Below are 22,632 nucleotides of genomic sequence, written 5' to 3' on the forward strand. Positions count from 1 at the left end.
GTTCAGGCGGTCTCGGCCTGCCCGCTGCCGATGACGCTCGTCACGAAGGCGGTGATCTCGTGGGTGGAGAAAGGCTTGCGCAGGAACCGGGCAGCCCGCAGCGCCGGCGGAAGCTCGTGCGGCGCGGAACCGGAGACGAACGCGAACGGCGTACCACGCTGCAGCAGCGCGCTGGCGACGTCATAGGTCTTGCCGCCGACGACATCGATGTCGAGCAGGGCGCAGGAGCAGCCCTTGTCGGCAGCTCGCTTCGCCTCCGCGACGGATTCGACGACGATCAGCTCGGCGGCGTCGCCAAGCTGCTCAGCCACCGCGGACTCGATGTCCATGGCGATGAAGGGATCATCCTCGACAATCAGAACGCTAATAGCCATCGATCGGCTTCTCGCTCACTCGCAAACCTGTCACGTCACCCCAACGTCACAGGATCGGCGATGTTCCTGCCCGGGGCTGACCAAGGCAAAAAGCACCGAGCCGGGCTGATTCTGCCGGAGCGAGATTAGCAAAAGGTAATTCTTCTCCCCGAGCCGCGATCAACGCCTGCGGCTGGGCGGAATCAGCGTGAGTTCGAGAGCGTTCACGCCAACGGCGGCATTGACCCCGCGGTTGCTCTGGAAGGGCGCCGGACGCAGCGTCACGGCGTTATCCGCGCCGCCGGTCAGATTGCCGCCTCCGGCCGGTGCGCCCTTGTAGGATCCGGCCAGTGCGCCGAGCGAGGCGCGGGCGTAAGGGCCGTGGACGCGCCAGGCCATGATCGGGTTCCGGATCGATCCGAGGTCCAGCCCGAAGCCCTGGACGATGCCGGTATAGTGCTGGATCGGCCCGCGGCGGGGGCGGAACCGGCATTCCATCGGCTTCTGTGCCGTGGTGATGGGGGTGAGCGCGCCGCCGACGGTGCAGGAAAGCCGGCCGGCGGAAGGGCCGTCAGTCTGTGCCTCAGCGGCAGACGGCAGCCCCAGCAGTCCGAGCAGGGCCATGGCGGTCACGAGACGGGGGCGGCCGATTTTCATCTCATAGGTTCCTAGGACGCGGCCAAATGAAAACGCCTCAACATACCCACAGTTCCGGTCTAGGGGGAACTGTAAGACAGCTGTCGCGTTGGCGCTTCATCTTGGGATGGGAACCTCGATGTCCGTGAGCCGCCTCCTTGGGGAAACATCGACATTCGCCGCTCCGGCCGGCGAGGCCGAGGCGTTGCTGCCGCCGTTCTGGGAACTCGAGGACCTGATTTCGAGCGGGCTCGATCGCGAGGCGGCGCTGATCGTCATGGCTGCGCGTCGGGCTGGTCCGCGCCTCGTCGGCGAGCCGGCGCCGGAGGAAGCCCTCCGGGAGCGCTTCCGGCTCAGTGCAAACGAATTGAAACCCTGATCCGGCGAAGGCGGCGCGGCGCGACGGGATGCTGTGGCGGAGCCTTGCCGTCAGCCGTCGAGAGCTGATGCGCCGGCGATGGTGATGCCGGTGAGGCCGGCCAGCGCCAGCGAGAGAATCTCCGATCCCGGTGCCCCGGGCTGAATGATTCCGGAGAACAGCGCTGTCGCGATCGAAGTTGCCGCGATCGCCGCTGAAACGCAGGTCATCGCCATCTCTACGCCTCCCGCACAACCAACTCGAACTGACACGCGCAACGCCGTTGAACCCGGCTTGTTCCCGCGCTCATGCAGGAACAAAGCCTAATATCGAGATAAAGAAAAGCCCGCGGCGAACCGCGGGCTTCACAAGCTTCGGAGCGTGCCGTTTCAGGCGGCCTTGCGGCCGGCGCGCCGGTCGAAAAAGAGCGCTTGGCTGATCGCCGCCTTCACCGCCTCGGGCTGGAACGGCTTGGTGATCAGGAAGGCCGGCTCGGGGCGGTCGCCGGTCAGCAGACGCTCGGGATAGGCGGTGATGAAGATCACCGGCACGTCGATCGAGGTCAGGATTTCATTGACGGCATCGAGCCCGGAACTGCCATCGGCGAGCTGGATGTCGGCGAGCACCAGCCCGGGGCGCTTCTTGGCGACCAGCGCGATGGCCTCGCGCTGCGTGCGCGCGACGCCGGTGACGGTGTGGCCCAACTCCTCCACCATGGTCTCGATGTCGAGCGCGATGATGGGCTCGTCCTCGATGATCAGCACATCGGTGGCGACCTGCTCTGCGATCTCCTGCCCCGCGGTCTGGACGAGCGTCGCGGCTTCGCTGGTGCTGACGCGCATGATCGTCGCGACCTCGTCGAGCGAGAAGCCTTCGACGGTGCGCAGCAGGAAGGCCTGGCGCGGGCGGGGCGTCAGCGCTTCGAGGTTGCGCTCGGCCGGCGCGCGCGACAGCTCGACCACCGAGCCTGTCAGCTCGACGCTCGCCGATGACCAGAGCTTAAGGAATATCTGGTAGAGCCCGATCCGCGGGTCGATCCCGCGCGGGAAACTCGAAGGATCGGCGACCAGCGCTTCCAGCATGGCGACCACATAGGCATCCCCGCTCGGCTGCGTGCCGCAGAGTGCGCGGGCAAAGCGGCGCAGATAAGGAAGATGAGGCGCAATTTCTTTTGCAATCGACATTGAACGCGTCCCGTTTTTCGTGGTGGAATAATGGCTTAGGATGCGCGCTGGACAAAGAAATTTATTTTTCGCGAGGCATGGAACCTTTACGGGTGGGGCCTGTTGTTAAGGCGCATTGGTGTCGCCACCGCCGTCTGGCCCTGGTTTCGCCGAGAGAAGAACGAAGCCTGGGAACCGCTGCAAAAGCGGGCGTGGCGGAGTGCGAGGGCTGAAATGAACCGTGTGGATGCAGCAATGCCGGAAACAGGCGAAGGCGATAACGACGACTTCGATATGGTTCTGGATCCGAAGGTGCAGGAATCGATTGGCCGTTCGCTGAAGGCTCACTACGACGATATCGTCAACGCCCCCGTGCCGGACAAATTTCTCGTGCTGCTGGCTCAGCTCGAGGCGACCGAACAGCGCGCAGCCGGAGCGTCGACCGATGAGCGCAACTGAAACCGCCCCCCGAACCACCGAGCGGACCGAAGCGCAGGCCAAGGACTTCAAGGACGGCCTGATCCGCGAGATTCCCAATCTGCGCGCCTTCGCCGCCTCGCTCTCGGGCTCCATGCAGCTCGCCGACGATCTCGTGCAGGATACGCTGCTGAAGGCCTGGGGCAATTCCGACAAGTTCGAGCCGGGAACGAGCCTGCGCGCCTGGCTCTTCACCATCCTGCGCAACACCTATTACTCGCTCTATCGCAAGCGTGGCCGCGAGGTGCAGGACAGCGAAGGCACCTATGCCGAGCGCATGGCCACCCATGGCAACCAGGAAAGCCATCTCGACCTCGCCGACTTCCGCAAGGCCTTGGCGAAGCTCCCCGAGGAGCAGCGCGAGGTCCTGATCATGGTCGGCGCGACGGGGCTGTCCTACGAGGAGGCCGCGGAGATCTGCGGCGTGGCGATCGGTACGATCAAGAGCCGCGTCAACCGCGCCCGCACCAAGCTCGCCGAGCTGCTTTCGATCGGCGGTGTCGACGACCTGGGGCCGGATCGCACCAGCGCGGCCGCCATGCAAAGGGTTGGTTCCGAAATCATCGGCTCATAAGGCAATGCGTCTGGCGCGGTTCACGACGGTCAGGGGGCGGCTTCTGGCCCTTCTGGTTGTGATTGCCGTCCCCGTGGGTTGCGTGACCGCTCTGGCGGCTTTCGCGACCTACCGCGCCGCGATCGCCGCCATCGAGGTTTCGCAGGCGCGGGCGATCGACGATTTCGCCGTTCGCACGCGCGTCTGGTATCGCGGGGCGTTGCGCTCTCTGCTGGCCTTCGGGACGGTGGCGAGCGACCCGCGCGTCGAATCCACCATCTGCGCGGATGCCGGCCGCGCGACGATGGCGCGCGTGATCGGTTTCCGGGCCTTTCTGCTGCGCACCGCAGACGGGCGCCTCTGTACGGGGGCGCTCGATGACGGGCCCTCGGAAGAAGAGCTGAACACCATAGCCGCGCAGCTCGCGGCGCGCCCGTTTGCCCCGGTCTGGAACGGCGCCGATCTCGGCAGGATTCGCTATGATCAGGTGACTTTGGGGAGCCGGCGCTATCTCGCCGTGCTGGCCGTGAACCCCACTGCAACGGGCAGCACTCTGCGGGAGGCGCTGCTCCTCACCAATCCGGACCTTCTTGAGAACGTGTTCGACCTCGGCGGCGAGGGGCTGGGCATGAACGTTGCGTTGATCGGCCGTGGCACCGGCGTCGTGGTGAGCCGGGGGCCGGAAAGCGATGTCTCGTGGCTGCCTGCGCGGGACCGCATCCCCGAAGGCCGCGAGCGCTGGACGGCGTCGAGCCGGGCGGGAATCGAGCGAGTCTACGCCGCACGGATGGTCGCCGAGCCCGATTTTTACGTGGTGGCCAGCTTCGATCACGGGCCGGAGCGGGCGGCGCGGCTGCAGTTCTACGTCCTGCTGCTGGCGCCGCTGCTGACGCTGGCATTGCTCTGCTTCGTCTACCTGCGCGCCATCGACAAGCATTGCGTCCGCTGGCTGCGCGGCATCGAGGCGGCGGCGAGGGCGCGGACCTACTCGGCTTCGGCGCGCGCGGCGGTCTCTGCGGACATGCCGAACGATATCCGCAGCGTCGCCGAGGCCTTCAACGCCATGGTCGATGAGCAGGAGGTGCGCCAGCGCCGGCTGCAGACGGCGCTCGACGACAATCGCTTCCTGGTGCGCGAGCTGCATCACCGGGTGAAGAACAGCCTGCAGGTCGTCCAGAGCTATATCGGCCTCAGCAAGCGGGACTATCGCGACGAAGCCCGCCTCGCTTTGGCCGATGCGGAATGCCGCGTCCATGTGCTGTCGGCGGCCTATCGCTTCACTTTGGCCGATGGCGAGATGCAGCCCGTCCGGGTCGATCTCTTCCTCGCCGACGTCGTCTCGATGATCTCCAACCTCATCCGGGGCCGGGAGCAGCATGTCACAGGCGTGATCGATACTGCGGCCACCCTCTCGGTCGACCGCATCATTCCGCTCGGCTTCCTGGTGGCCGATGTGGCCTCGCGCGCCCTGCGCAGCACGCCGGGCACCGCGATCACCGTGACGGTGATCGATATCGACGAGAATACGATCGAGGTCGGGCTTGATGCCGACCGCCCGATCAGCCACGCCGCGCCGCCGCGTCTCTTTGCCGGCCTGCTCGCGCAGATCGAGGCGGAGCAGACCGCGGAGCCGGACGGAATGCGGCTGGGGCGCTGGCGCCTGCGGCATGGCGCCTGAGCGCCTGCGGGCGCTGGAATGCGGAGCGTCCTAGGGCGGCGCTCTGGTCAGGGCGTATCGGCCGGCTCGATCGTGACGCCGACGCTCAGGCCGAGGAACGAACCGGCCGGCCCGGTGAAGCTGCCGGTGACCGGCGAGGCATCCTCCGGCACGCGTGCGACCGCGACGCGCAGGAGTTGGCGATCGGCGACGAGGTCGTTCGTCGGGTCGAATTCGACCCAGCCGTCGCCGGGAATGAAGACCTCCGCCCAGGCATGGGTCAGTCCCACCGCGCTCACGAGCCCGCCGCCCTGTTCCGGCCGGTCATGGATGTAGCCCGTGACGAAGCGCGCGGCGAAGCCCATGCGCCGGGCGAGCTCGATGAACAGCCAGGCATAGTCGCGGCAGGAGCCGCTCCCGAGGTCGAGCGTGTCGAGCGGATGCTGCGTGCCCTCGTCATAACGCAGCGCATAGCCCAGCCCGTCATGGATCGCATGGGCGAGGTCGCGCAGGAGATGGCCGGAGCCCTGGCCGATCCGTGCACGGAAATCCTCGAGCCAGCGGTCGAGCCGCCCGTCTGGATCGGCCGCGGCGAGCGTGAGGAAGGGCTGGAGCACCGCTCTCTCGCTCTCGCTGTAGACCACGCCCGTCAGCACCGCCTCGGGCTGGATCTCCGCCCGGGGCAGGGCCGGGCCGAATCGCTGCAAGGTGAGCATGCTGACGATTTCCAGCGTGTCGGCCTCGCGCGCGAAATTGGCGATGGCGACGGGGTTGCCATAGGCATCGTGCATCCAGCGCAGGCTCGCCTGTGGAGAGATCGACAGGGCCGTGTCGACCACGCGCAGGTCGAATGAGTCGCGCGGGCGCAGCATCAGCCGGTGAGGGCCGAAGGCGACAGGGGCACCATAGCGATAGGTCGTCGCGTGTCGGATGTGCAGAAGCATGCGGTGTTGCCGGGGGCCAAAAAAATAAGCCGCCAGAGGCGGCTCTTGAAGTTCGGCGCGAGGGCCGCGCCATGTTTGAAACGTGCGAGAAAGCTCTTGGTTCCCGCAATGACTTTTGCTTCCCGAACGAAACGAGACGTCTGATTTACCGAATGACGCCCGCCTCGATCGAACCGGCCATCGCCTGTTGCGTCGGCGAGGCGATGGAGCGCCGAGCGATGTGCTGGCCGCGGTCGACGGGAGCGGCGGCGAAGCGCAGGTCAGCGCCCTGTTCGCCGCGATCGCCCTTGGCGAGGGCGACGGTGGTCGAACTCTGGTCGGTCGGCAGCTGCAGATCGGCCCCGAGCGTCAGGCCGGTGACGGCCGCGCCCATGAACCCGAAGAAAAGGAAAGCTCGCGCGGCGGGGGCGAGGCTGCTCTTCAGCATGTGTGTCTCCCATCGCATTCCAGCCCGGAACGGGCCGTTTCTCATGCATAAAACGCCCGACTGCCGCTGCGGTTCCGCCGGTCTGTGGAAGAGCTGCGAGCGCCGCCGCAGCTCCGGCGCCGCGGAGGGGAGCGAAAAGGGCTTGGCGTGCGCCCGTACTTGACCCCATATGGCGCGCAGGTAACGTTCGGCCGCGTCAGGCGCGCGCTCGGCGGTCAAGGGGTGTCATGACTTCGACGGTTCGTCATCGATCTGCGCGTGCCACGTCCCTCGCGGCCCGCCTCGGCCAGAGCCGTGTTGCGGCCCGGCTGGAAGGCGAGATGCGGGTGACCGCCGCCGATCTGGTCGATAGCGTCGCCGAGGCCCGCCTCAAGGTGACGGCGGTTCGCTACAAGGTCGAGAGCGAGGTCCGCAACACCGCCGAGAAGGTCCGGAGCCGATTCAGCGAGGCTAAGGTCAAGCTTGGCGACGAGGCCCGTTTCATCAAATCCTGGATCGACAATCCGCTGCGCACCGGCTCGGTGACGCCGTCCAGCCCGGCGCTGGCGCGGCGCATGGCCTCCTTCGTCGATCCCGAGCTGCCCGGGCCGGTGATCGAGATCGGGCCGGGAACTGGCCCTGTCACCGAAGCGCTGATCGAGCGCGGCATCGCAGAGGAACGGCTGATCCTCGTCGAATACAGCCCCGAATTCTGCGCGCTGCTGCGCGAGCGTTTTCCGCGGGCCACCGTGGTTCAGGGCGATGCCTATGCCCTCTCGACGACGCTCGCCGGTCATCTCGACGAGAAGGCGATCGCGCTCGTCTCCAGCCTGCCGCTGGCCACGCGCCCGCCGGCTGTCCGGGCGGCGCTGGCGCGCGAGGCCTTCCCGCTTCTCGTCGAAGGGGCGCCCTTCATTCAGTTTACCTATTCGGTGATCTCGCCGGTGCCCCGCAAGGGATCGGGCCTCAAGGCCTTCGTCTCGGACTGGGTGCTGCGCAACATCCCGCCGGCCCGCGTCTGGGTCTACCGGCAGGCGCGCTGAAGCCGCTTCGCACAGGATCGGTAGCGATCCGCGCCATTCCTCATACCGATTGGTAAGGTCTCGCTGTTACCCAGCGGCAGCGCGGGGAGAATGCCGCCCGCTCGCCCGCCGAGGAGCCGGACCGGCCTATGACGCCCCCCGTCCACCGTTTCAGCCTGCCTCGCTGGCGCCTGACGCGCTGGCTGGCTGATTCGGGCCCGGACGTCCCGCCGGACATACGAGGGGCGCTCGTCGCCAGCCTGTTCGGAACGCTTCCGATCTTCGCCGGCGGCGTCATCAACTCCCTGGCCGTCTCCGTCCTGATCGCCTGGCGCATCCCGACGCTGCCCTTCGTGCTCTGGTGCGCCTTCGAGATCGTCTGCTGCGCGCTGCGCCTCATCGTGCTGGTGGCGGCGCGCCGCCGGGCCGCCCGGGGCGAATCGACGCCGACCGACATCTACCTCCTGCTCGGCGTCGCCTGGGCCGCGGGCGTCGGCGTAGGCACCTTCCTGAGTCTGACGAGCGGAGACTGGGTCGTGGGCGCGCTGGCCTGCCTCTCCGCGGCTGCGATGGTGGGTGGCATCTGCTTCCGCAATTTCGGCGCGCCGCGCATGGCCGGGGCCATGATCGTGCTGACGCTCGGCCCCGTCGCCCTGGCCGCGCCCTTCGCCGGCGAGCCGATCATGCTGGTCAGCCTGATGCAGGCGCCGCTGTACCTCGTCAGCATGATGGCGGCTGCCTACAAGCTGAACGCGATGTTGATCTCGACCATGCGCTCCGAGCGCGAGAACGCCTTCCACGCGCGCCATGACATGCTCACCGGCCTCTCCAACCGGGCCGGACTGGCCAAGGCCTTCGCCACGCGCTTCGGCGCCGAAGCGGCCCCGCGCGGTCTGGCGCTGGTCTATCTCGATCTCGACGGCTTCAAGGCCGTGAACGACAACTACGGTCACATGGCGGGCGACGCGCTGCTGCAACTGGTCGCCGAGCGGCTGCGCGGCCTCGTCCGCAGCTCGGACATCGCGGCCCGCATCGGCGGCGACGAGTTCGTCGTGCTCTCCGAGCAGACCGAGCGTGTCCAGCTTCAGCGCTTCGGCGAACGCATCGTCAGCGAGGTCTCCAAACCCTATGAGCTCGACAGTGGCGATACGCTCAATATCGGCGCCTCCGTCGGCATCGCGCTCGCGCCCGAGCATGGCCGGGACATGACGAGCCTGATGGCCGCCGCCGACGGGGCGCTCTATCAGGCGAAGTCGCGCGGCAAGTCGCTCTGCGTCATCGCTTCACAGCGTGCGGTGATCGATGGCCGCGCGGCCGGCGGTGGTCCGCTGCGCCTGCAATAGAAATCCTGGCTTGATCTCGCAGGCGTCGCTCGCCCGCGCTTGACCTCTGCGGCCGCTTCCGGCTTGGCTGGCGGCCGCATGGGGTAGCCGGGAGCTGGGACGTGCCGGACATCGCGCGGCTCGTCCGCGACATCGCCGAGGAGATGCGGGGCGCCGAGGAGCGCGGCAAGGTCGCGACCTATATTCCGCCGCTCGCGCTGGTCGATCCCGGCCATTTCGGACTCTGCGTCGTCACAGCCGATGGCGAGGTCCATGCCGCCGGCGACAGCGAGGAGCCCTTCTCGATCCAGAGTGTCTCCAAGGTCTTCGCGTTGACGCAGGCGCTCGGCAAGGTCGGCGACACGCTTTGGCGCCGGGTCGGTCGCGAACCCTCGGGCACGCCGTTCAACTCCATCGTCCAGCTCGAGCGCGAGCAGGGCGTGCCGCGCAACCCCTTCATCAATGCCGGCGCCCTCGTCGTCGCCGACGTCAACCTCGCCGGCCACCAGCCGCGCGTCGCCATCGGCGAATTGCTGCGCTTCGTGCGCTATCTCGCCGACGACGAGACGATCACCGTCGACGAGGTGGTGGCGCGGGCGGAGCAGGCCACCGGCTTCCGCAATGTCGCTCTCGCCAACTACATGAAGGCCTTCGGCAACATCACCCATGCGCCCGAGCTGACGCTCGGCGTCTATTTCCACCAATGCGCCATCGCCATGAGCTGCCGCCAGCTCGCCATGGCCGGGCGCTTCCTGATGCATGGCGGGCTCTATGAGCCGGGCGGGCCGCGCGTCGTCTCGGCGCAGCGGGCGCGGCGCATCAACGCGCTCATGCTGACCTGCGGGCATTACGACGCATCGGGGGATTTCGCCTTCCGCGTCGGCCTGCCGGGCAAGTCCGGCGTCGGCGGCGGCATCCTGGCGGTCGCGCCGGGGAAGGCCGCAATCGCCGTCTGGTCGCCGGGGCTCAACGATGCCGGCAACTCCATGCTCGGCACCTTCGCGCTGGAGCGCCTGGCCGAGGCGACGGGCTGGTCGGTGTTCGCGCCTTGAATTCAGGACGTCATGCTCGGGCTTGACCCGGGCATCTCTGAAACCAGTGTCCTTTCGTCCCGAGATTCTCGGGTCTGCGCTTCGCTTCGCCCGAGAATGACGAGGCCGCTCAGGCCGTGATCGAAGCGCTGCGCGCCTCGGCCGCCCGCAACAGCTCGGTGGGGGCGAGCGCGATCTGCAGGCCGCGCTGGCCGCCATTCACATAGACCAGCGTCTCGGCCTCGGCCGCATCGTCGACGAGGGTCGGCAGCTTGCGCTTCTGGCCGAAGGGGCTGACGCCGCCGACCTTGTAGCCGGTCAGCCGCTCGGCATCCGGCACCGGCATCATCGCCGCCACCTTGCCGCCGAAGGCTGCCGCGACCTTCTTCATGCTTGCCTCGCGGTCGGAGGCCAACACGATGCAGACCGGCTTGCCGTCGACCTGCGCGATCAGCGTCTTGAGCACACGCTGTGGCGGCTCGCCCAGCGCCTCGGCCGCCTGCAACCCCACGCGCTCGGCGTTGGGGTCGTAGGCATAAGTGTGCAGGGCGAAGGCGACGTCGAGCTTCTTGAGCGCCAGCGTCGCAGGCGTGGTCTGCGCCATCGCGATCCGTTCAGATGTCGACGGTGGCGTTCAGCGCGTTGGTCTGGATGAACTCGCGCCGCGGCTCGACCACGTCGCCCATCAGCTTGACGAAGAGATCGTCGGCCTCGTCGTTCTGGTCGTTCTTGACGCGCAGCAGCGAGCGCACGTCGCGATCCAGCGTGGTTTCCCAGAGCTGGTCGGGGTTCATCTCGCCCAGGCCTTTGTAGCGCTGCAGCGCGACGCCTTTCTTGCCGATGGCCGAGACGGCTTCGAACAGATCGCTCGGCCCGTTGACCGCGAAGGTGTCGCCCTTGCGGCTGAGCGTGCCCGGCCGCGTATAGGCTTCCTGCAGGGAGACCGCCGCCGCATGGAGCTTGCGCGCCTCGGCGCTGGCGAGCAGCCCGGTATCGATCGTCGCTGCCTGCTTCACGCCGCGAACCATGCGGGTGAAGACAAAGCTGCCGTCCGCGACGCTGCCTTCCCAGCCGCGCTCCAGCTCGTCGGAGATCGCGTCGAGCCGGCTTGCCACGGCCGCGGCGATGGCATTGGCCTCGGCTTCGCTGTCCTCGCTGAACGGATGCAGCGCGCCGGCGATCGCCATCTGCTCGACCACGCGCCTGTTGTAGCGCGAATGCAGCTGCTGAAGCGCGTTGCGGACGTTGCGTGCCTCCTCGATCAGCGCGCGCAGATCGGCGCCGCCGCGCTCGGCGCCGTCGCTGGTGCGGAAGGTCGCGCCGTCGACGGCGGAATCGATCAGGTATTCCTCCAGCGCCCGCTCGTCCTTGAGATAGACATGGCTCTTGCCGCGCGCCGCCTTGTAGAGCGGCGGCTGGGCGATGAAGAGATGCCCGGCTTCGATCAGCTCCGGCATCTGCCGGTAGAAGAAGGTCAGGAGCAGCGTGCGGATATGGGCGCCGTCGACGTCGGCGTCCGTCATGATGATGATCTTGTGGTAGCGCAGCTTGGCCAGGTTGAAGCCGCCCTGATCGGCCTCGGCCCGGCCGATGCCGGCGCCGAGCGCGGTGATCAGCGTGCCGACCTGATCCGACGAGAGCATCTTGTCGAAGCGCGCCCGCTCGACGTTGAGGATCTTGCCGCGCAGCGGCAGCACGGCCTGGTATTCGCGCGCCCGGCCCTGTTTCGCCGAGCCGCCGGCCGAGTCACCCTCGACGATGAAAAGTTCGGATTTCGCCGGGTCCCTCTCCTGGCAGTCAGCCAGCTTCCCCGGGAGTGACGCGATGTCGAGCGCGCCCTTGCGGCGGGTGAGGTCGCGTGCCTTGCGGGCGGCCTCGCGGGCGGCAGCGGCTTCCGCGACCTTGCCGACGATGGTCTTGGCCTCGCCCGGATGCTCTTCCAGCCACTCGGACAGCGCCTGGTTGACGACGTTCTCCACGACGGGGCGGACTTCGGAGGAGACGAGCTTGTCCTTGGTCTGCGACGAGAATTTCGGATCGGGCACCTTGACCGAGACGATAGCTGTGAGGCCCTCGCGGCAATCATCGCCGGTGAGCGAGACCTTCTCCTTCTTGGAGATGCCCGAGCTTTCGGCATAGCCGGTGATCTGGCGCGTCAGCGCGGCGCGGAAGCCGGCGAGATGGGTGCCGCCGTCCCGCTGCGGGATGTTGTTGGTGAAGCAGAGCACGTTCTCGTGGTAGCTGTCGTTCCACCACAGCGCGACATCGACGGTGATGCCGTCCTTCTCCGAGGTCAGCATGATCGGCTTCTCGATCACCGAAGACTTGGCGCGGTCGAGATAGCGCACGAAGGCCTCGACGCCGCCGTCGTACATCAGCTCCTCGCGCACGATCTCGGCATGGCGCGCATCGGTCAGCACGATGCGCACGCCCGAGTTCAGGAAGGCGAGCTCGCGCAGGCGGTGCTCCAGCGTCTTGTAGTCGAACTCCACCATGGTGAAGGTCTCCTGCGAGGGCAGGAAGGTCACCTCGGTGCCGCGCCTGTCGCCCTGCGGGCCGACGACGGCGAGCGGGGCCACCGCGTCGCCATGGCGGAACTCCATGAAATGCTCGTTGCCGCCGCGCCAGATGCGCAGCTTCAGCGAGACCGAGAGCGCGTTGACGACGGAGACGCCGACGCCGTGCAGGCCGCCCGAGACCTTGTAGGAATTCTGGTCGAACTTACCGCCGGCATGGAGCTGGGTCATGATGACCTCGGCCGCCGAGATGCCTTCCTCGCTGTGGATATCGGTCGGGATGCCGCGGCCATTGTCGGTCACCGTCACCGAGCCGTCGGCATTGAGCGTCACCGTGACGAGGTCGGCGTGCCCCGCCAGCGCCTCGTCGATGGCGTTGTCGACGACTTCGTAGACCATGTGGTGCAGGCCCGAGCCGTCATCGGTGTCGCCGATATACATGCCCGGCCGCTTCCGCACCGCGTCCAGGCCCTTGAGAACCTTGATGGAATCGGCGCCGTAGTCATCGGGTTGGGCGCTGAGCGCGGCATCGGTCATGAAGTTGTCCCTGAACGGGCGAGCGAACGCCCGCGATGATCCTGATTCGAAACGACAATATAGGGTGAGACGATGGCTTTTTCACGCGTATACGCACGCGTGCGCGAGCAGGCGCGTTTTCAGCCCCGGAAGCCGGCGATCGCCTCGACGAAGGTCTCGCCATATTGCGCGAGCTTGCGCTCGCCCACGCCTTCGATGCCGCGCATCTCCTCGAGGCCGAGCGGCCGCTCGCGCGCCATGGCGATCAGCGTCCGGTCGGTGAAGATGATGTAGGCCGCCACGCCCTCGGTGCGCGCGAGTTCGAGCCGCAGCTTGCGCAGATGCTCGAACAGCGCGGCGGTGCCCTCGTCGAGCCCGTCGGCCCGGGCGGCCTCGCGTTCCGAGCGACGCAGGCGGCGCTCCGCGAAGGCATCGGCCCGAAGCGCGATGCTCTCGCGGCCGAACAGGATGTCCTCGCCCTTGGGCGTCAGCCGGAAGCCGCCATGCTCGACGCTCGCCTCGGCAAGAGCGCCCGCGGCGAAGAGCTTGCGCGTCAGCCCGACCCAGGCGGTCTTCGGTTTGTCGGCGCCGACGCCGAAGGTCTTGAGCCCGTCATGATTCTGGCGGCGGATCGTCTCGCTCGTCGTGCCGGTTAGGATGTCGGCGAGATGGCCGGCGCCGAAGCGCTCGCCCGAGCGGATCACGGCGGAGAGCAGCTTGCGCGCATCGAGCGTCGCGTCCTGGAGCGCCGGCGCCTCCGCTCCACAGAGGTCGCAGCGGAACGGCGCCTGTCCGTGCCGGCAGGGGGCTGTCTCCTCGCCGAAATAGCTGAGCAGCGCGCTGCGCCGGCAGAGCGCGTTCTCGCACAGGTCGATCATCGCGTTGAGGCGCTTGTGCTCGATGCGCTTGCGCTCCTCGTCGACAGGCTTCTCGTCGATCTGCCGGCGGCGCAGCGCCATGTCGTCGACGCCGTAGAGCGTCAGCGTGTCGGCCGGCAGGCCGTCGCGCCCGGCGCGGCCGATCTCCTGGTAATAGCCCTCGATCGAGCCCGGCATGTCGGCATGGACGACGAAGCGGACATCCGGCTTGTTGATGCCCATGCCGAAGGCGATGGTGGCGCAGACGACGACGCCGTCTTCCTGCAGGAAGATGTCCTGGTTGCGGTTGCGCTCCCCCTGCTCAAGTCCGGCGTGATAGGGCAGGGCATTCCAGCCCTTTTCGCGCAGGCCCGCCGCGAGCCGCTCGGTCTTGCTGCGTGACGAGCAGTAGACGATGCCCGATCCATTGCGGTGGCGGCGCAGGAAGTCGTCGATCTGCCGGCGTGGCTGGTCCTTCGGCGCGAAGGACAGCTTCAGGTTCGGCCGGTCGAAGGAATGCACCACCATCTGCGGCGGCTCGGGGAAGAGCTGCTGGGCGATGTCGGCCTGGGTCTGCCGGTCGGCGGTCGCGGTCAGCGCCGTCACCGGCACGCCGCCCAGCGCCTCGCGCGCCTTGGCCAGAAGCCGGTATTCCGGCCGGAAGTCATGGCCCCATTGCGAGACGCAATGCGCCTCGTCGATTGCGAGCCGCGTCACGCCGAGGCGCTTGAGCCGTCCGACCAGCCCCTCGCCCGCCAGCCGCTCGGGCGAGACGAAGAGCAGCCGCAGCTCCCCGGCGTTCAGCCGGTCCCAGGCCTCAGTCGCCTCGCTTTCACTGTTCATCGAGTTCAGCGAGGCCGCCGACACGCCGGCCCGGACGAGCTGGCCGACTTGGTCCCGCATCAGCGCGATCAGCGGCGAGACGACGAGGGTGAGCCCGCCCGCAACCAGCGCCGGCAGCTGGTAGCACATCGACTTTCCGGAGCCGGTCGGCATCACCGCGAAGACATCGCGCCCGGACAGCGCGGCCTCGATCACCTCCCACTGGCCGGGGCGGAAATCGTCATAGCCCCAAACCGATTTCAGGATCGCGCGGGCTTCTGATTCGCGGGATTGCGACATGGCTAGCGGTGTGCCGCAGCCGGGGGCTCTTGGCCAGAATAAAGCACTGAAGCCGGTGGATCAGCCGGCTTGGACGGTGATGATGCTGCCGTGTCGTTCGGCGCGCGCGGAGGCGACCTCGCCGAGGAAGCCTCCGATCGATTGGTCGAGCTGCTGCGCGAGGCTGGAGGCGGCCTTGACGTGCCCGTCCATGTCGCGCGCCAGCGTCGCGGCCTCGGCGGCGAGTCCCTCGACCAGCGCCGCATGGCGGGCGATCGCATCGACGCCGACCGAGGAGGCTTCCGCCTGCGTCGTGATGTCCTGGATCCGCTCGGATTGCCCGGCGGCGGATTCCGCGACGATGCGGGCGCTGTCCTGCAGCACCTGCATGGTCTGCGCGAGCTTGGCGACGGCGCTCTCGATGGTGCGGCTGGCGCCGACGACCTCCTCGATGCCCTCGCGAATGGTCTCGGTCGCGCTGTTGGTGGCGGTGGCGAGCGATTTCACCTCCGCCGCCACCACGGCGAAGCCGCGCCCGGCTTCGCCGGCCCGCGCCGCCTCGATGGTGGCGTTGAGCGCCAGCAGGTTGGTCTGGGCCGCCAGGCTGCGGATGAGCTCGACCACGCTGCCGATGCGCTGGTTGGCCTGCTGGAGATCGGCGACGCTGCCGGCGATGCCCTGGCATCCGGCTTCCGCCTCATCGACGGCCAGGCGGGAATTATCGGCCTCCAGCATGATCGCGGAGCAGGACGAGCCGAAGGCGCGCGTCGCGGCGACGATCTCGGCGACGGCGGCGGACACCTTCTCCGGACGATTCTGGGTGCCCGCGACGGCGGTGAGCGTCTCTCCGGCCTTGGCCGAAAGATCGTCCGAAAGGCCGGAGAGATGATCGATGCTGCGCTCCATGGCGCCGATGTGCTCGGCAATGCCGTGGCGGAAGGTGCTTTCGATGCCGCCCAGGCGCTGTTCCACCGCGCCCTGGATCGCCTCGTCGAAGCACGACAGCGAATAGGAGATGTCGATCAGCGTCAGCTTGCAGAAGACGCGCAGCGCATCTTCGATCGGCCCCCAGCGTCGCTTCCAGCGCCGCGTCAGGATGCCGAGGAACTTCGACATGTCTTCCAGGAAGAACAGCGGATAATCGGCGAGCATGATGTTGCGCCGGTTGGCATGGAAGACGATCCGCCGCTTGGCGGCGAAATAGGCCTCGTCATGCTTCAGCGAGAACAGCAGATCGTACTTCGTGATCTCGTCCTGCTGGAGCTGGCGCTCCATCTCCGAAAGATCTCGCTGGAAGGTCGTGCGATAGAGCGCGCGGATCGACTCCTCGAAATGCGGCGCCAGCAGCGCCAGCAAGCGTTGCGCGACCTGCCGTTCCGCGTCCGAGAAGCTTTGCTGCGAAGGATGCATGCCTCATCCTGTGGCAGAGTGGTTAATTCCGACTCAATTCCACTGCCTCTACGGCAGGGGCTCGACTCGACCGGGGAGCACCCCGAGGCGCAGCGCTCGGGCTGGCAGATCGCCAAAGAGCGCGCTGTCCGCCCCCGTCATCCAGACCTGGCAGCCGAGGCTCGTCAGCCCCTCATAAAGCGCAGCGCGTCGGCGGGGATCGAGATGGGCGGCCACCTCGTCGAGCAGCACGAGCGGCGGCAGCCCGCTCATCGCCGCGACGAGCCGGGCATGGGCGAGCACGAGCCCGATCAGCAGGGCCTTCTGCTCGCCGGTCGAGCCCTGGCCCGCGGCGATGTCCTTGGGCCCGTGCCGGACTTCGAGGTCGGAAGCCTGCGGCCCGGCGAGCGTCCGTCCGGCGGCGCGGTCTCGGTTTCGGCCCTGCCTCAGCAGGTCGCGATAGGCATCCTCGGCATCGACGGCGGGCCGGCTCGCGACGAGGCTGTCGATCTCGCCCGAAAGAGCGATCGACGCATAGGGGAAGGGCGAGGCCTCGTCGCGCGTATCGGCGATGATGGCGGAGAGCCGCGCCACCGTCTCGGCGCGGGCGGCGGCGACCGCGACGCCGAGCTCTGCGACCTCGCGCTCGATCGCATCGAGCCACTGGCCCTGTCCAGGGCTTTCCTCGAGGATGCGGTTGCGCGAGCGCAGCGCCCGCTCCAGGGCGTTGGAGCGCGTGGCGTGGCCGGGGTCGATCGCCAGCACCAGCCGGTCGAGGAAGCGGCGGCGGTCGCCGGCTGCGCCCCGGAACAGCCCGTCGAGATCGGGTGTCAGCCAGACGAGCCGCAGATAGTCGCTGAAGGCGAGCGCCGAGCCGACCGCCGCGCCGTCGATGCGGGCAAGCCGCGGGTGCCGTCCCTCCGCGTCGGCGGCGCCGAGCCCGATGCCGAGCCGCCCGGCATCATCCGCGAGCGTCACGGAAGCCGCGAAGGAGCCGTCCCCTCCCTGCCGCGCCATCGCTGTCAGCTCGGCGCGGCGCAGGCCGCGGCCCGGCGCGAAGAGCGAGAGAGCTTCGAGGATATTGGTCTTGCCGGCCCCGTTCTCGCCGATCAGCGCAACGATTTGGCCCTCGACCGGAAGATCGAGGGCCTCGTAGGAACGGAAATCCTGCAGGATCAGGCGCGCGACGGCGGCCATAACCGCTGGATCAGACGCGCATCGGCATCAGCACATAGAGCGCAGACGCCCCCTCGCGATCCTGGATCACGGTGGGCGAGCCGGGGTCGGCGAGCTTCAGCAGCGCGGTGTCGCCGTCGAGCTGCGCCGCGATGTCCATCAGGTAGCGGGCGTTGAAGCCGATATCGAGCGGGCTCGCCTCGTAATCGACTTCGATCTCCTCGGTCGCCGAGCCGGAATCGGGGTTGGTGACCGAAAGCGTCATGCGTCCGTCGCCCATGGAGAGCTTCACGGCGCGGCCGCGCTCCGAGGAAATCGTCGAGACACGATCGACGGAGGCCGCGAAATCGCCCCTGTCGACGGTCAGCCGCTTGTCGTTGCCGGCCGGGATGACGCGCTGATAGTCGGGGAAGGTGCCGTCGATCAGCTTCGAGGTCAGCACCACATGGCCGGTGGCGATGCGGATCTTAGCCCCGGACAGCTCGACCGCCACCTCGCTCTCGCCATCCTCCAGCAGCTTCTGGATCTCGGAAACGGCCTTGCGCGGCACGATCACGCCCGGCATGCCGACCGAGCCCTGCGGGGCGGCGGTGTCGACGCGGGCGAGCCTGTGCCCGTCGGTCGCGACCGCGCGCAGCACCGGGCGGCCATCGACGTCTATCGTGTGGAGATAGATGCCGTTGAGGTAATAGCGCGTCTCTTCGGTCGAGATCGCGAACTGGGTCTTGTCGATCAGCCGCTTCAGCTCGCCGGCCGGGAGGACGAAGCGATGCGCCATCTCGCCGGCGGTGATGTCCGGGAAATCGCTTTCCGGCAGCGTCTGGAGCTGGAAGCGCGAGCGGCCCGAGCGCAGCACGAGACCGGTTTCGCCGGTGGTCTCCAGCGAAACCTGCGCCCCGTCCGGCAGCTTGCGGACGATATCGTAGAGCGTGTGCGCCGGCACGGTCGTGGCGCCGGTTTCCGTCACCTCGGCGGGAATCGTCTCCACCACCTCGATGTCCAGATCGGTCGCCTTGAGCCTCAGGCCGCCCTCGGCGCCGCTGAGCAGCAGGTTCGACAGGATCGGAATCGTGTTGCGGCGCTCCACCACGCGATGGACGTGGCCGAGCGACTTGAGCAGCGTGGAACGTTCGACCGTGACCTTCATGATTGTCTAGTCTTCTGGCGCTTGCCGCCCGCGCTTGGAAAACGCGCGGGCCGTTGAATGGGCCAGCGACATTGCAGGAGGCCGCGCGGACACGCAAGTCCGCCGCCCTGCGGCAATCACAGCCATTTCGGACGGAAAGGGGCGGAGCCGGCCGCTCCGCCGCTCTCGCGGTCGCGTTACTCCTGCAGCATGCGCTTCAGGAGATCGACCTCTTCATGCAGCGAGCGGTCCTCGCTGATCGCCTTCTCGATCTTGCGCACGGCATGCAGCACCGTGGTGTGATCGCGCCCGCCGAAGCGGCGGCCGATCTCGGGCAGCGAGCGCGGCGTCAGCGCCTTCGACAGATACATCGCGATCTGGCGCGGCTTCACGACCGCGGCCGTGCGGCGCTCCGACAGGATATCGGCGCGGCTGACATTGTAGCGGGTCGCGACCAGCTTCTGGATGTCCTCGATCTTGACGCGGCGCGGCTCGCGGGTCCGCACGAGGTCGCGGATCGCGGCCTCGGCCGTCTCCAGCGTCACGAGCTGGCCCGACAGCGTCGCATGGGCGAGCAGTCGGTTGGCGGCGCCGTCGAGGTCGCGGCCATTGGTGGCGACCACGCGCGAGACATAGGCCACGACATCGGGGCTGACCTGGAAGTTCGGATGGGCGTTCTGCAGCGTCGCCAGCCGGCTGGAAAGGATCGTGGCCCGCAGCGTCTCGTCGAGCTCGCCAACTTCGACGACGAGGCCGCCGCCGAGCCGCGAGCGGATGCGCTCGTCCAGGGCCTCAAGTTCTCCGGCGAGGCGGTCGCCGGCGACGACGATCTGCTTGCCGGCGTCGAGCAGCGCGTTGATCGTGTGACCGAACTCCTGCTGGATCGACTTGCCCTGGATGAACTGCACGTCGTCGACGACCAGCAGGTCGATGCCGCGCAGCTTCTCCTTGAAGGCGAGCGCGGTCTGCGACTTCAGCGCCGCGACGAAGCCGTACATGAAGCGGTCGGCGGTGAAATAGGCGACGCGCTTGCCCTGGTTGCGCGCCTCCTGCGCGATGGCCTGCAGCAGATGCGTCTTGCCGAGGCCGACGCCCGCATGGAGGTAGAGCGGGTTATAGGGGCTCTGGCCCGCGGGCGCCGCGGCGATGCGCTCGGCCGCGGCAAAGGCGAGCTGGTTCGATTTGCCGACGACGAAGCTCTGGAAGCTCATGCGGCGGTCGAGCGTGGCTCCGCAGGCATCGACCATCTCGGCCTCGCCCGCTTGCGGAGCAGCGCCGCTGCCGGCCGGCTTGCCGGGCTCGGCCGGAGCAGGGGCGGCAGCCATGGCGGGGCGGCCGCGCAGCACGGCCTCAGCGCGGGGCGCGACGGAGGCATCGCGCGCCACCTGGCGCACCGAGAGCATCACGCCGTTGCAGCCGGGGAGCTCGGCCATGCAGTTGACCCGAAGGCGCTCGGCATAATGCGCCTCGAGCCAGCTTTTCAGAAAGCGCGTGGGGACGGTCAGATAGGCGACCCCATCGACGTAGCTGGCGATTTCGAGCCGACCGAACCAGCTCGAGAACACATCCTCGCCGAGCTCGGCCCGCAGGCGCCGGCGGACGCGTTCCCAGGTTTCGGTGAGCGAGTCTACGTCGGTCACGGTGACCGTCTCCGTCGCGGCGTCGACCATGGGGAGCGCCAATGCCACCGCCTCGATCGTATCCACCGCTTCTTGTCGCTCGAACATTCTCTGGCCCCATTCTGAAATATTAAAATTGACGCGGTTCCGCGATGGCCGCCGAGCTGATCGGCAGCTTTCGCCAGCACTGATTGCCAGGCCGACCCATCACCCTCCCGTCCCGCGCAGAGCGCCGGTCGGGCTGAATGACCGCTACGATTTCGATTACGCTTGAGTGGCTCGTCGAGGGATGGAGCCGCACTTCATCTCAACACAACAAGATAAAGAGCCGCATCCTCCAACCCCCCAAGGTCGTGAGCCAAAACGCTATCAATCTCTGGAAACCGCCGGGGGGACATCGCTGCCCCCCAGGCGATGGATGGACCTTATAGGGCGCTCTCGAAGCGGGGCAATATCCCTCTCAGCCGGCTTCATGGATCAGGCCCTTCGCGCCCGCATGATCTCATCGTCGTGAGGTGGCCAATCGTTTGTGGAACTTAAGATTTTCTTCAGGATTGGGGAGCCGGCAGACTCCGAATCTTTTTTTTTCGGGGCCGCCATCGCCTCTCGGGCGAGGGCTCACGATTCCGAGCCCTGAGAAGCTTTGCCCGCTAAACGCATGAGAAATAAGCGCTTTTGCTGCGCGGCCTGAACCCCTCCTGAGGGTCGATTCCGAGCTCAAAATTCACCCGAAGAGTCAACCCCGGAAGGCCTTGGAAAGCGACGTGAAATGCGCGGTCTTTGGCCAGTGTGGCTTGCGTGCGGCGGGTCGAAACGGCGGCTGGATCGCCGGTGCGGCGGATGAAAGCCGCCGCTCTCGCTCATTGGTGCGGCAGAGCCGTCGCGCGGCGGTGCCGGAACGAAAAAACCCGGCCGCGAGGGCCGGGTTTTGAAGACTGTCCGCACTGGCGGAAAGGGCGATCAGGACGCCAGGGCGCCGATCCGATGCGCGAGGCGCGAAACCTTGCGGGAGGCGGTGTTCTTGTGAACCACGCCCTTCTGCGCGGCGCGCATGATCTCGGGCTCTGCGGCCTTCAGGGCCTGGGAGGCGGCGCCCTTGTCGCCGGAGGCGATCGCCTCCTCGACCTTGCGCAGGAAGGTGCGCATCCGCGAGCGGCGCGCCTTGTTGACCTCGGTGCGCCGCACGATCTTGCGCGTAGCCTTTTTGGCCGACGTCGTATTGGCCATAGAAACGTCCTCGTCTTCATCACGGCCGGCGCCTGGCATTATTGCCGGCGGGTCGGTCCGCTACCTTGATGGAAAAGCGTGAGCGGCGGCCGAGCTTGCGCGGGCCGCCGCGAGTGGAGGGGCTATAGTCGCTCGCGCGCGCCCCGTCAACGCCGGAATCGAAGCCGGCTGGGTTCTTTCGCTCTCAAGGCGCCATCACGCCACGGGCGCAATGAACCGGGCGAAGCTCGCCAGATCGACATTGCCGCCGGACAGGATGACGCCGACGCGCTTGCCAGCGACCGGCACGGCGCCGGAGAAGGCCGCCGCGGCCGCGAGGCACCCAGTCGGCTCGACCACGAGCTTCATACGCTCCGCGAAGAAGCGCATCGCCGCGACCAGCGCCTCGTCGCTGACGGTGACGATGTCCTCGACGTCGCGCTGGATGATCGGGAAGGTGAGGTCCCCGAGGAAGGCGGTCTGCGCGCCGTCGGCGATGGTCTTGGGCACGCCGATCTTCACGATCTCGCCCTTGCGCAGCGATTGCTGCCCGTCATTGCCGGCCTCGGGTTCGACGCCGAAGATGCGGCAGGCGGGGTTGAGCGCCTTGGCCGCGAGCGCTGCGCCCGCCAGAAGTCCGCCGCCGCCGAGCGGCACGATCAGGATGTCGAGCGGGCCGGCATCCTCGATCAGCTCCTTGGTCGCCGTGCCCTGGCCGGCGATGACTTCGGCGTGGTCATAGGGCGGGATGAGGCTCAGCCCCTTTTCGGACGCGAGCCTGTCGCCGATCTCGAGCCGGTTCTCGGTATAGCGGTCATAGCGGACGACGGTGCCGCCATAGCCTTCCGTCGCCGCGACCTTCGCCGCAGGAGCGTCGTTCGGCATGATGATGGTGGTCGGCACGCCGAGAAGCTGCCCGGCATAGGCGATGGCCTGGGCATGGTTGCCCGAGGAGAAGGTGACGACGCCGGCCTTCTTCTGTTCGGGCGAGAGGCAGGAGATCGCGTTGTAGCCGCCTCGGAACTTGAAGGCGCCCATGCGCTGCAGGTTCTCGGGCTTGAAGACGAGGCTGGCTTCCGTGCGGCGGTTAGCCGTCGCCGAGCTCATCGCCGGGGTATGATGGGCGATGCCCTTCAGGCGGCCGGCCGCCGCCTCGACATCGGCATAGATCGGGAGTTGCGGACCGGTCTTGGCATTCATGGGG

The 22,632-nt window shown here is 67.7% G+C and carries 22 protein-coding genes; 7 read left to right on the plus strand and 15 right to left on the minus strand.

Features of this window, described 5'->3' with window-relative positions; all coding sequences use genetic code 11:
* Positions 1 to 2: 2 nt before the first annotated feature.
* Positions 3 to 374, minus strand: coding sequence for a response regulator (locus BoBH3_RS17655; RefSeq protein ID WP_262332147.1), 372 nt, complete (start codon positions 372 to 374; stop codon positions 3 to 5).
* Positions 375 to 533: 159 nt separating this feature from the next.
* Complete coding sequence (locus BoBH3_RS17660) at positions 534 to 1,010, minus strand: DUF992 domain-containing protein (protein WP_262332148.1); 477 nt, start codon at positions 1,008 to 1,010, stop codon at positions 534 to 536.
* Positions 1,011 to 1,128: 118 nt separating this feature from the next.
* Between BoBH3_RS17660 and BoBH3_RS17665 the strand changes: the two genes are divergently transcribed.
* Entirely contained in the window at positions 1,129 to 1,368 is a 240-nt protein-coding gene (locus tag BoBH3_RS17665; protein WP_262332149.1) for a hypothetical protein, read from the plus strand.
* Positions 1,369 to 1,418: 50 nt separating this feature from the next.
* On the opposite strand, the gene BoBH3_RS17670 is transcribed toward BoBH3_RS17665, so the two are convergent.
* Positions 1,419 to 1,577, minus strand: a complete 159-nt coding sequence (locus tag BoBH3_RS17670; RefSeq protein ID WP_262332150.1) for a hypothetical protein — start codon at positions 1,575 to 1,577, stop codon at positions 1,419 to 1,421.
* Positions 1,578 to 1,736: 159 nt separating this feature from the next.
* On the minus strand, positions 1,737 to 2,531 hold the full coding sequence (locus BoBH3_RS17675) for a response regulator (protein ID WP_262332151.1): 795 nt from the start codon (positions 2,529 to 2,531) through the stop codon (positions 1,737 to 1,739).
* Between the two features lie 213 nt (positions 2,532 to 2,744).
* Here BoBH3_RS17675 and BoBH3_RS17680 point away from each other — a divergent pair, with 213 nt between their 5' ends.
* From BoBH3_RS17680 to BoBH3_RS17690, 3 genes are all read left to right on the plus strand, one after another.
* A complete protein-coding gene (locus tag BoBH3_RS17680; protein ID WP_262332152.1) occupies positions 2,745 to 2,969 on the plus strand; it encodes a NepR family anti-sigma factor in 225 nt (74 codons plus the stop codon).
* Positions 2,956 to 3,561 carry a sigma-70 family RNA polymerase sigma factor gene (locus BoBH3_RS17685; RefSeq protein ID WP_262332153.1) on the plus strand — a complete coding sequence of 202 codons (606 nt, stop codon included), beginning with the start codon at positions 2,956 to 2,958 and terminating at the stop codon, positions 3,559 to 3,561. The genes BoBH3_RS17680 and BoBH3_RS17685 overlap by 14 nt, the downstream gene beginning before the upstream one ends.
* Positions 3,562 to 3,643: 82 nt before the next feature.
* A complete protein-coding gene (locus BoBH3_RS17690) occupies positions 3,644 to 5,218 on the plus strand; it encodes a histidine kinase dimerization/phosphoacceptor domain -containing protein (protein WP_262332154.1) in 1,575 nt (524 codons plus the stop codon).
* A gap of 47 nt (positions 5,219 to 5,265) precedes the next feature.
* Here BoBH3_RS17690 and BoBH3_RS17695 read toward each other — a convergent pair whose 3' ends face one another.
* Entirely contained in the window at positions 5,266 to 6,141 is an 876-nt protein-coding gene (locus BoBH3_RS17695; RefSeq protein WP_262332155.1) for a transglutaminase family protein, read from the minus strand.
* A 145-nt stretch (positions 6,142 to 6,286) separates the two neighbouring features.
* On the minus strand, positions 6,287 to 6,568 hold the full coding sequence (locus BoBH3_RS17700; protein WP_262332156.1) for a hypothetical protein: 282 nt from the start codon (positions 6,566 to 6,568) through the stop codon (positions 6,287 to 6,289).
* Positions 6,569 to 6,888: 320 nt separating this feature from the next.
* On the opposite strand from BoBH3_RS17700, the gene BoBH3_RS17705 reads away from it, so the two are divergent.
* The 3 genes from BoBH3_RS17705 to BoBH3_RS17715 all read left to right on the plus strand — a co-directional run bounded on the left by BoBH3_RS17705 (position 6,889) and on the right by BoBH3_RS17715 (position 9,943).
* Entirely contained in the window at positions 6,889 to 7,590 is a 702-nt protein-coding gene (locus BoBH3_RS17705) for a class I SAM-dependent methyltransferase (RefSeq protein ID WP_262332157.1), read from the plus strand.
* 128 nt (positions 7,591 to 7,718) lie between these two features.
* Positions 7,719 to 8,912 (plus strand): GGDEF domain-containing protein, encoded by a 1,194-nt coding sequence (locus BoBH3_RS17710; protein WP_262332158.1) that lies wholly within the window; start codon positions 7,719 to 7,721, stop codon positions 8,910 to 8,912.
* 101 nt (positions 8,913 to 9,013) lie between these two features.
* Positions 9,014 to 9,943 (plus strand): glutaminase, encoded by a 930-nt coding sequence (locus BoBH3_RS17715; protein WP_262332159.1) that lies wholly within the window; start codon positions 9,014 to 9,016, stop codon positions 9,941 to 9,943.
* Between the two features lie 109 nt (positions 9,944 to 10,052).
* Here BoBH3_RS17715 and ybaK read toward each other — a convergent pair whose 3' ends face one another.
* The 9 genes from ybaK to BoBH3_RS17760 form a co-directional block, all read right to left on the minus strand.
* On the minus strand, positions 10,053 to 10,526 hold the full coding sequence (gene ybaK, locus BoBH3_RS17720; RefSeq protein ID WP_262332160.1) for a Cys-tRNA(Pro) deacylase: 474 nt from the start codon (positions 10,524 to 10,526) through the stop codon (positions 10,053 to 10,055).
* A 10-nt stretch (positions 10,527 to 10,536) separates the two neighbouring features.
* Complete coding sequence (gene gyrB / locus BoBH3_RS17725) at positions 10,537 to 12,975, minus strand: DNA topoisomerase (ATP-hydrolyzing) subunit B (protein WP_262332161.1); 2,439 nt, start codon at positions 12,973 to 12,975, stop codon at positions 10,537 to 10,539.
* Between the two features lie 119 nt (positions 12,976 to 13,094).
* Positions 13,095 to 14,933 carry a DNA helicase RecQ gene (gene recQ / locus BoBH3_RS17730; RefSeq protein ID WP_262332162.1) on the minus strand — a complete coding sequence of 613 codons (1,839 nt, stop codon included), beginning with the start codon at positions 14,931 to 14,933 and terminating at the stop codon, positions 13,095 to 13,097.
* Between the two features lie 60 nt (positions 14,934 to 14,993).
* Positions 14,994 to 16,322, minus strand: coding sequence for a methyl-accepting chemotaxis protein (locus BoBH3_RS24495; RefSeq protein WP_316045113.1), 1,329 nt, complete (start codon positions 16,320 to 16,322; stop codon positions 14,994 to 14,996).
* A 48-nt stretch (positions 16,323 to 16,370) separates the two neighbouring features.
* Entirely contained in the window at positions 16,371 to 17,498 is a 1,128-nt protein-coding gene (gene recF / locus BoBH3_RS17740; protein ID WP_262332163.1) for a DNA replication/repair protein RecF, read from the minus strand.
* Between the two features lie 10 nt (positions 17,499 to 17,508).
* On the minus strand, positions 17,509 to 18,624 hold the full coding sequence (gene dnaN, locus BoBH3_RS17745) for a DNA polymerase III subunit beta (RefSeq protein WP_262332164.1): 1,116 nt from the start codon (positions 18,622 to 18,624) through the stop codon (positions 17,509 to 17,511).
* A gap of 176 nt (positions 18,625 to 18,800) precedes the next feature.
* Positions 18,801 to 20,273: a chromosomal replication initiator protein DnaA gene (gene dnaA / locus BoBH3_RS17750; RefSeq protein WP_262332552.1), complete on the minus strand. Its 1,473-nt coding sequence runs from the start codon at positions 20,271 to 20,273 to the stop codon at positions 18,801 to 18,803.
* Between the two features lie 909 nt (positions 20,274 to 21,182).
* A complete protein-coding gene (gene rpsT, locus BoBH3_RS17755) occupies positions 21,183 to 21,449 on the minus strand; it encodes a 30S ribosomal protein S20 (protein ID WP_262332165.1) in 267 nt (88 codons plus the stop codon).
* Between the two features lie 195 nt (positions 21,450 to 21,644).
* Entirely contained in the window at positions 21,645 to 22,628 is a 984-nt protein-coding gene (locus BoBH3_RS17760; RefSeq protein ID WP_262332166.1) for a threo-3-hydroxy-L-aspartate ammonia-lyase, read from the minus strand.
* Between the last annotated feature and the right edge of the window lie 4 nt (positions 22,629 to 22,632).

It is taken from the genome of Allobosea sp. BH3 (genome assembly GCF_025499465.1).
In the GTDB taxonomy this organism is placed as follows: domain Bacteria; phylum Pseudomonadota; class Alphaproteobacteria; order Rhizobiales; family Beijerinckiaceae; genus Allobosea.

Bases quoted from the DNA above. Each gene is read 5' to 3' on its own strand.
- rpsT (WP_262332165.1), bottom strand. From the start codon at position 21,449: ATGGCCAATACGACGTCGGCCAAAAAGGCTACGCGCAAGATCGTGCGG.
- BoBH3_RS17710 (WP_262332158.1), top strand. From the start codon at position 7,719: ATGACGCCCCCCGTCCACCGTTTCAGCCTGCCTCGCTGGCGCCTGACG.
- dnaA (WP_262332552.1), bottom strand. From the start codon at position 20,273: ATGGTCGACGCCGCGACGGAGACGGTCACCGTGACCGACGTAGACTCG.
- ybaK (WP_262332160.1), bottom strand. From the start codon at position 10,526: ATGGCGCAGACCACGCCTGCGACGCTGGCGCTCAAGAAGCTCGACGTC.
- BoBH3_RS24495 (WP_316045113.1), bottom strand. From the start codon at position 16,322: ATGCATCCTTCGCAGCAAAGCTTCTCGGACGCGGAACGGCAGGTCGCG.
- BoBH3_RS17665 (WP_262332149.1), top strand. From the start codon at position 1,129: ATGTCCGTGAGCCGCCTCCTTGGGGAAACATCGACATTCGCCGCTCCG.
- BoBH3_RS17680 (WP_262332152.1), top strand. From the start codon at position 2,745: ATGAACCGTGTGGATGCAGCAATGCCGGAAACAGGCGAAGGCGATAAC.
- BoBH3_RS17705 (WP_262332157.1), top strand. From the start codon at position 6,889: ATGCGGGTGACCGCCGCCGATCTGGTCGATAGCGTCGCCGAGGCCCGC.
- dnaN (WP_262332164.1), bottom strand. From the start codon at position 18,624: ATGAAGGTCACGGTCGAACGTTCCACGCTGCTCAAGTCGCTCGGCCAC.
- BoBH3_RS17700 (WP_262332156.1), bottom strand. From the start codon at position 6,568: ATGCTGAAGAGCAGCCTCGCCCCCGCCGCGCGAGCTTTCCTTTTCTTC.
- BoBH3_RS17695 (WP_262332155.1), bottom strand. From the start codon at position 6,141: ATGCTTCTGCACATCCGACACGCGACGACCTATCGCTATGGTGCCCCT.
- BoBH3_RS17675 (WP_262332151.1), bottom strand. From the start codon at position 2,531: ATGTCGATTGCAAAAGAAATTGCGCCTCATCTTCCTTATCTGCGCCGC.
- BoBH3_RS17660 (WP_262332148.1), bottom strand. From the start codon at position 1,010: ATGAAAATCGGCCGCCCCCGTCTCGTGACCGCCATGGCCCTGCTCGGA.
- gyrB (WP_262332161.1), bottom strand. From the start codon at position 12,975: ATGACCGATGCCGCGCTCAGCGCCCAACCCGATGACTACGGCGCCGAT.
- BoBH3_RS17760 (WP_262332166.1), bottom strand. From the start codon at position 22,628: ATGAATGCCAAGACCGGTCCGCAACTCCCGATCTATGCCGATGTCGAG.
- BoBH3_RS17685 (WP_262332153.1), top strand. From the start codon at position 2,956: ATGAGCGCAACTGAAACCGCCCCCCGAACCACCGAGCGGACCGAAGCG.
- recF (WP_262332163.1), bottom strand. From the start codon at position 17,498: ATGGCCGCCGTCGCGCGCCTGATCCTGCAGGATTTCCGTTCCTACGAG.
- recQ (WP_262332162.1), bottom strand. From the start codon at position 14,933: ATGTCGCAATCCCGCGAATCAGAAGCCCGCGCGATCCTGAAATCGGTT.
- BoBH3_RS17655 (WP_262332147.1), bottom strand. From the start codon at position 374: ATGGCTATTAGCGTTCTGATTGTCGAGGATGATCCCTTCATCGCCATG.
- BoBH3_RS17670 (WP_262332150.1), bottom strand. From the start codon at position 1,577: ATGACCTGCGTTTCAGCGGCGATCGCGGCAACTTCGATCGCGACAGCG.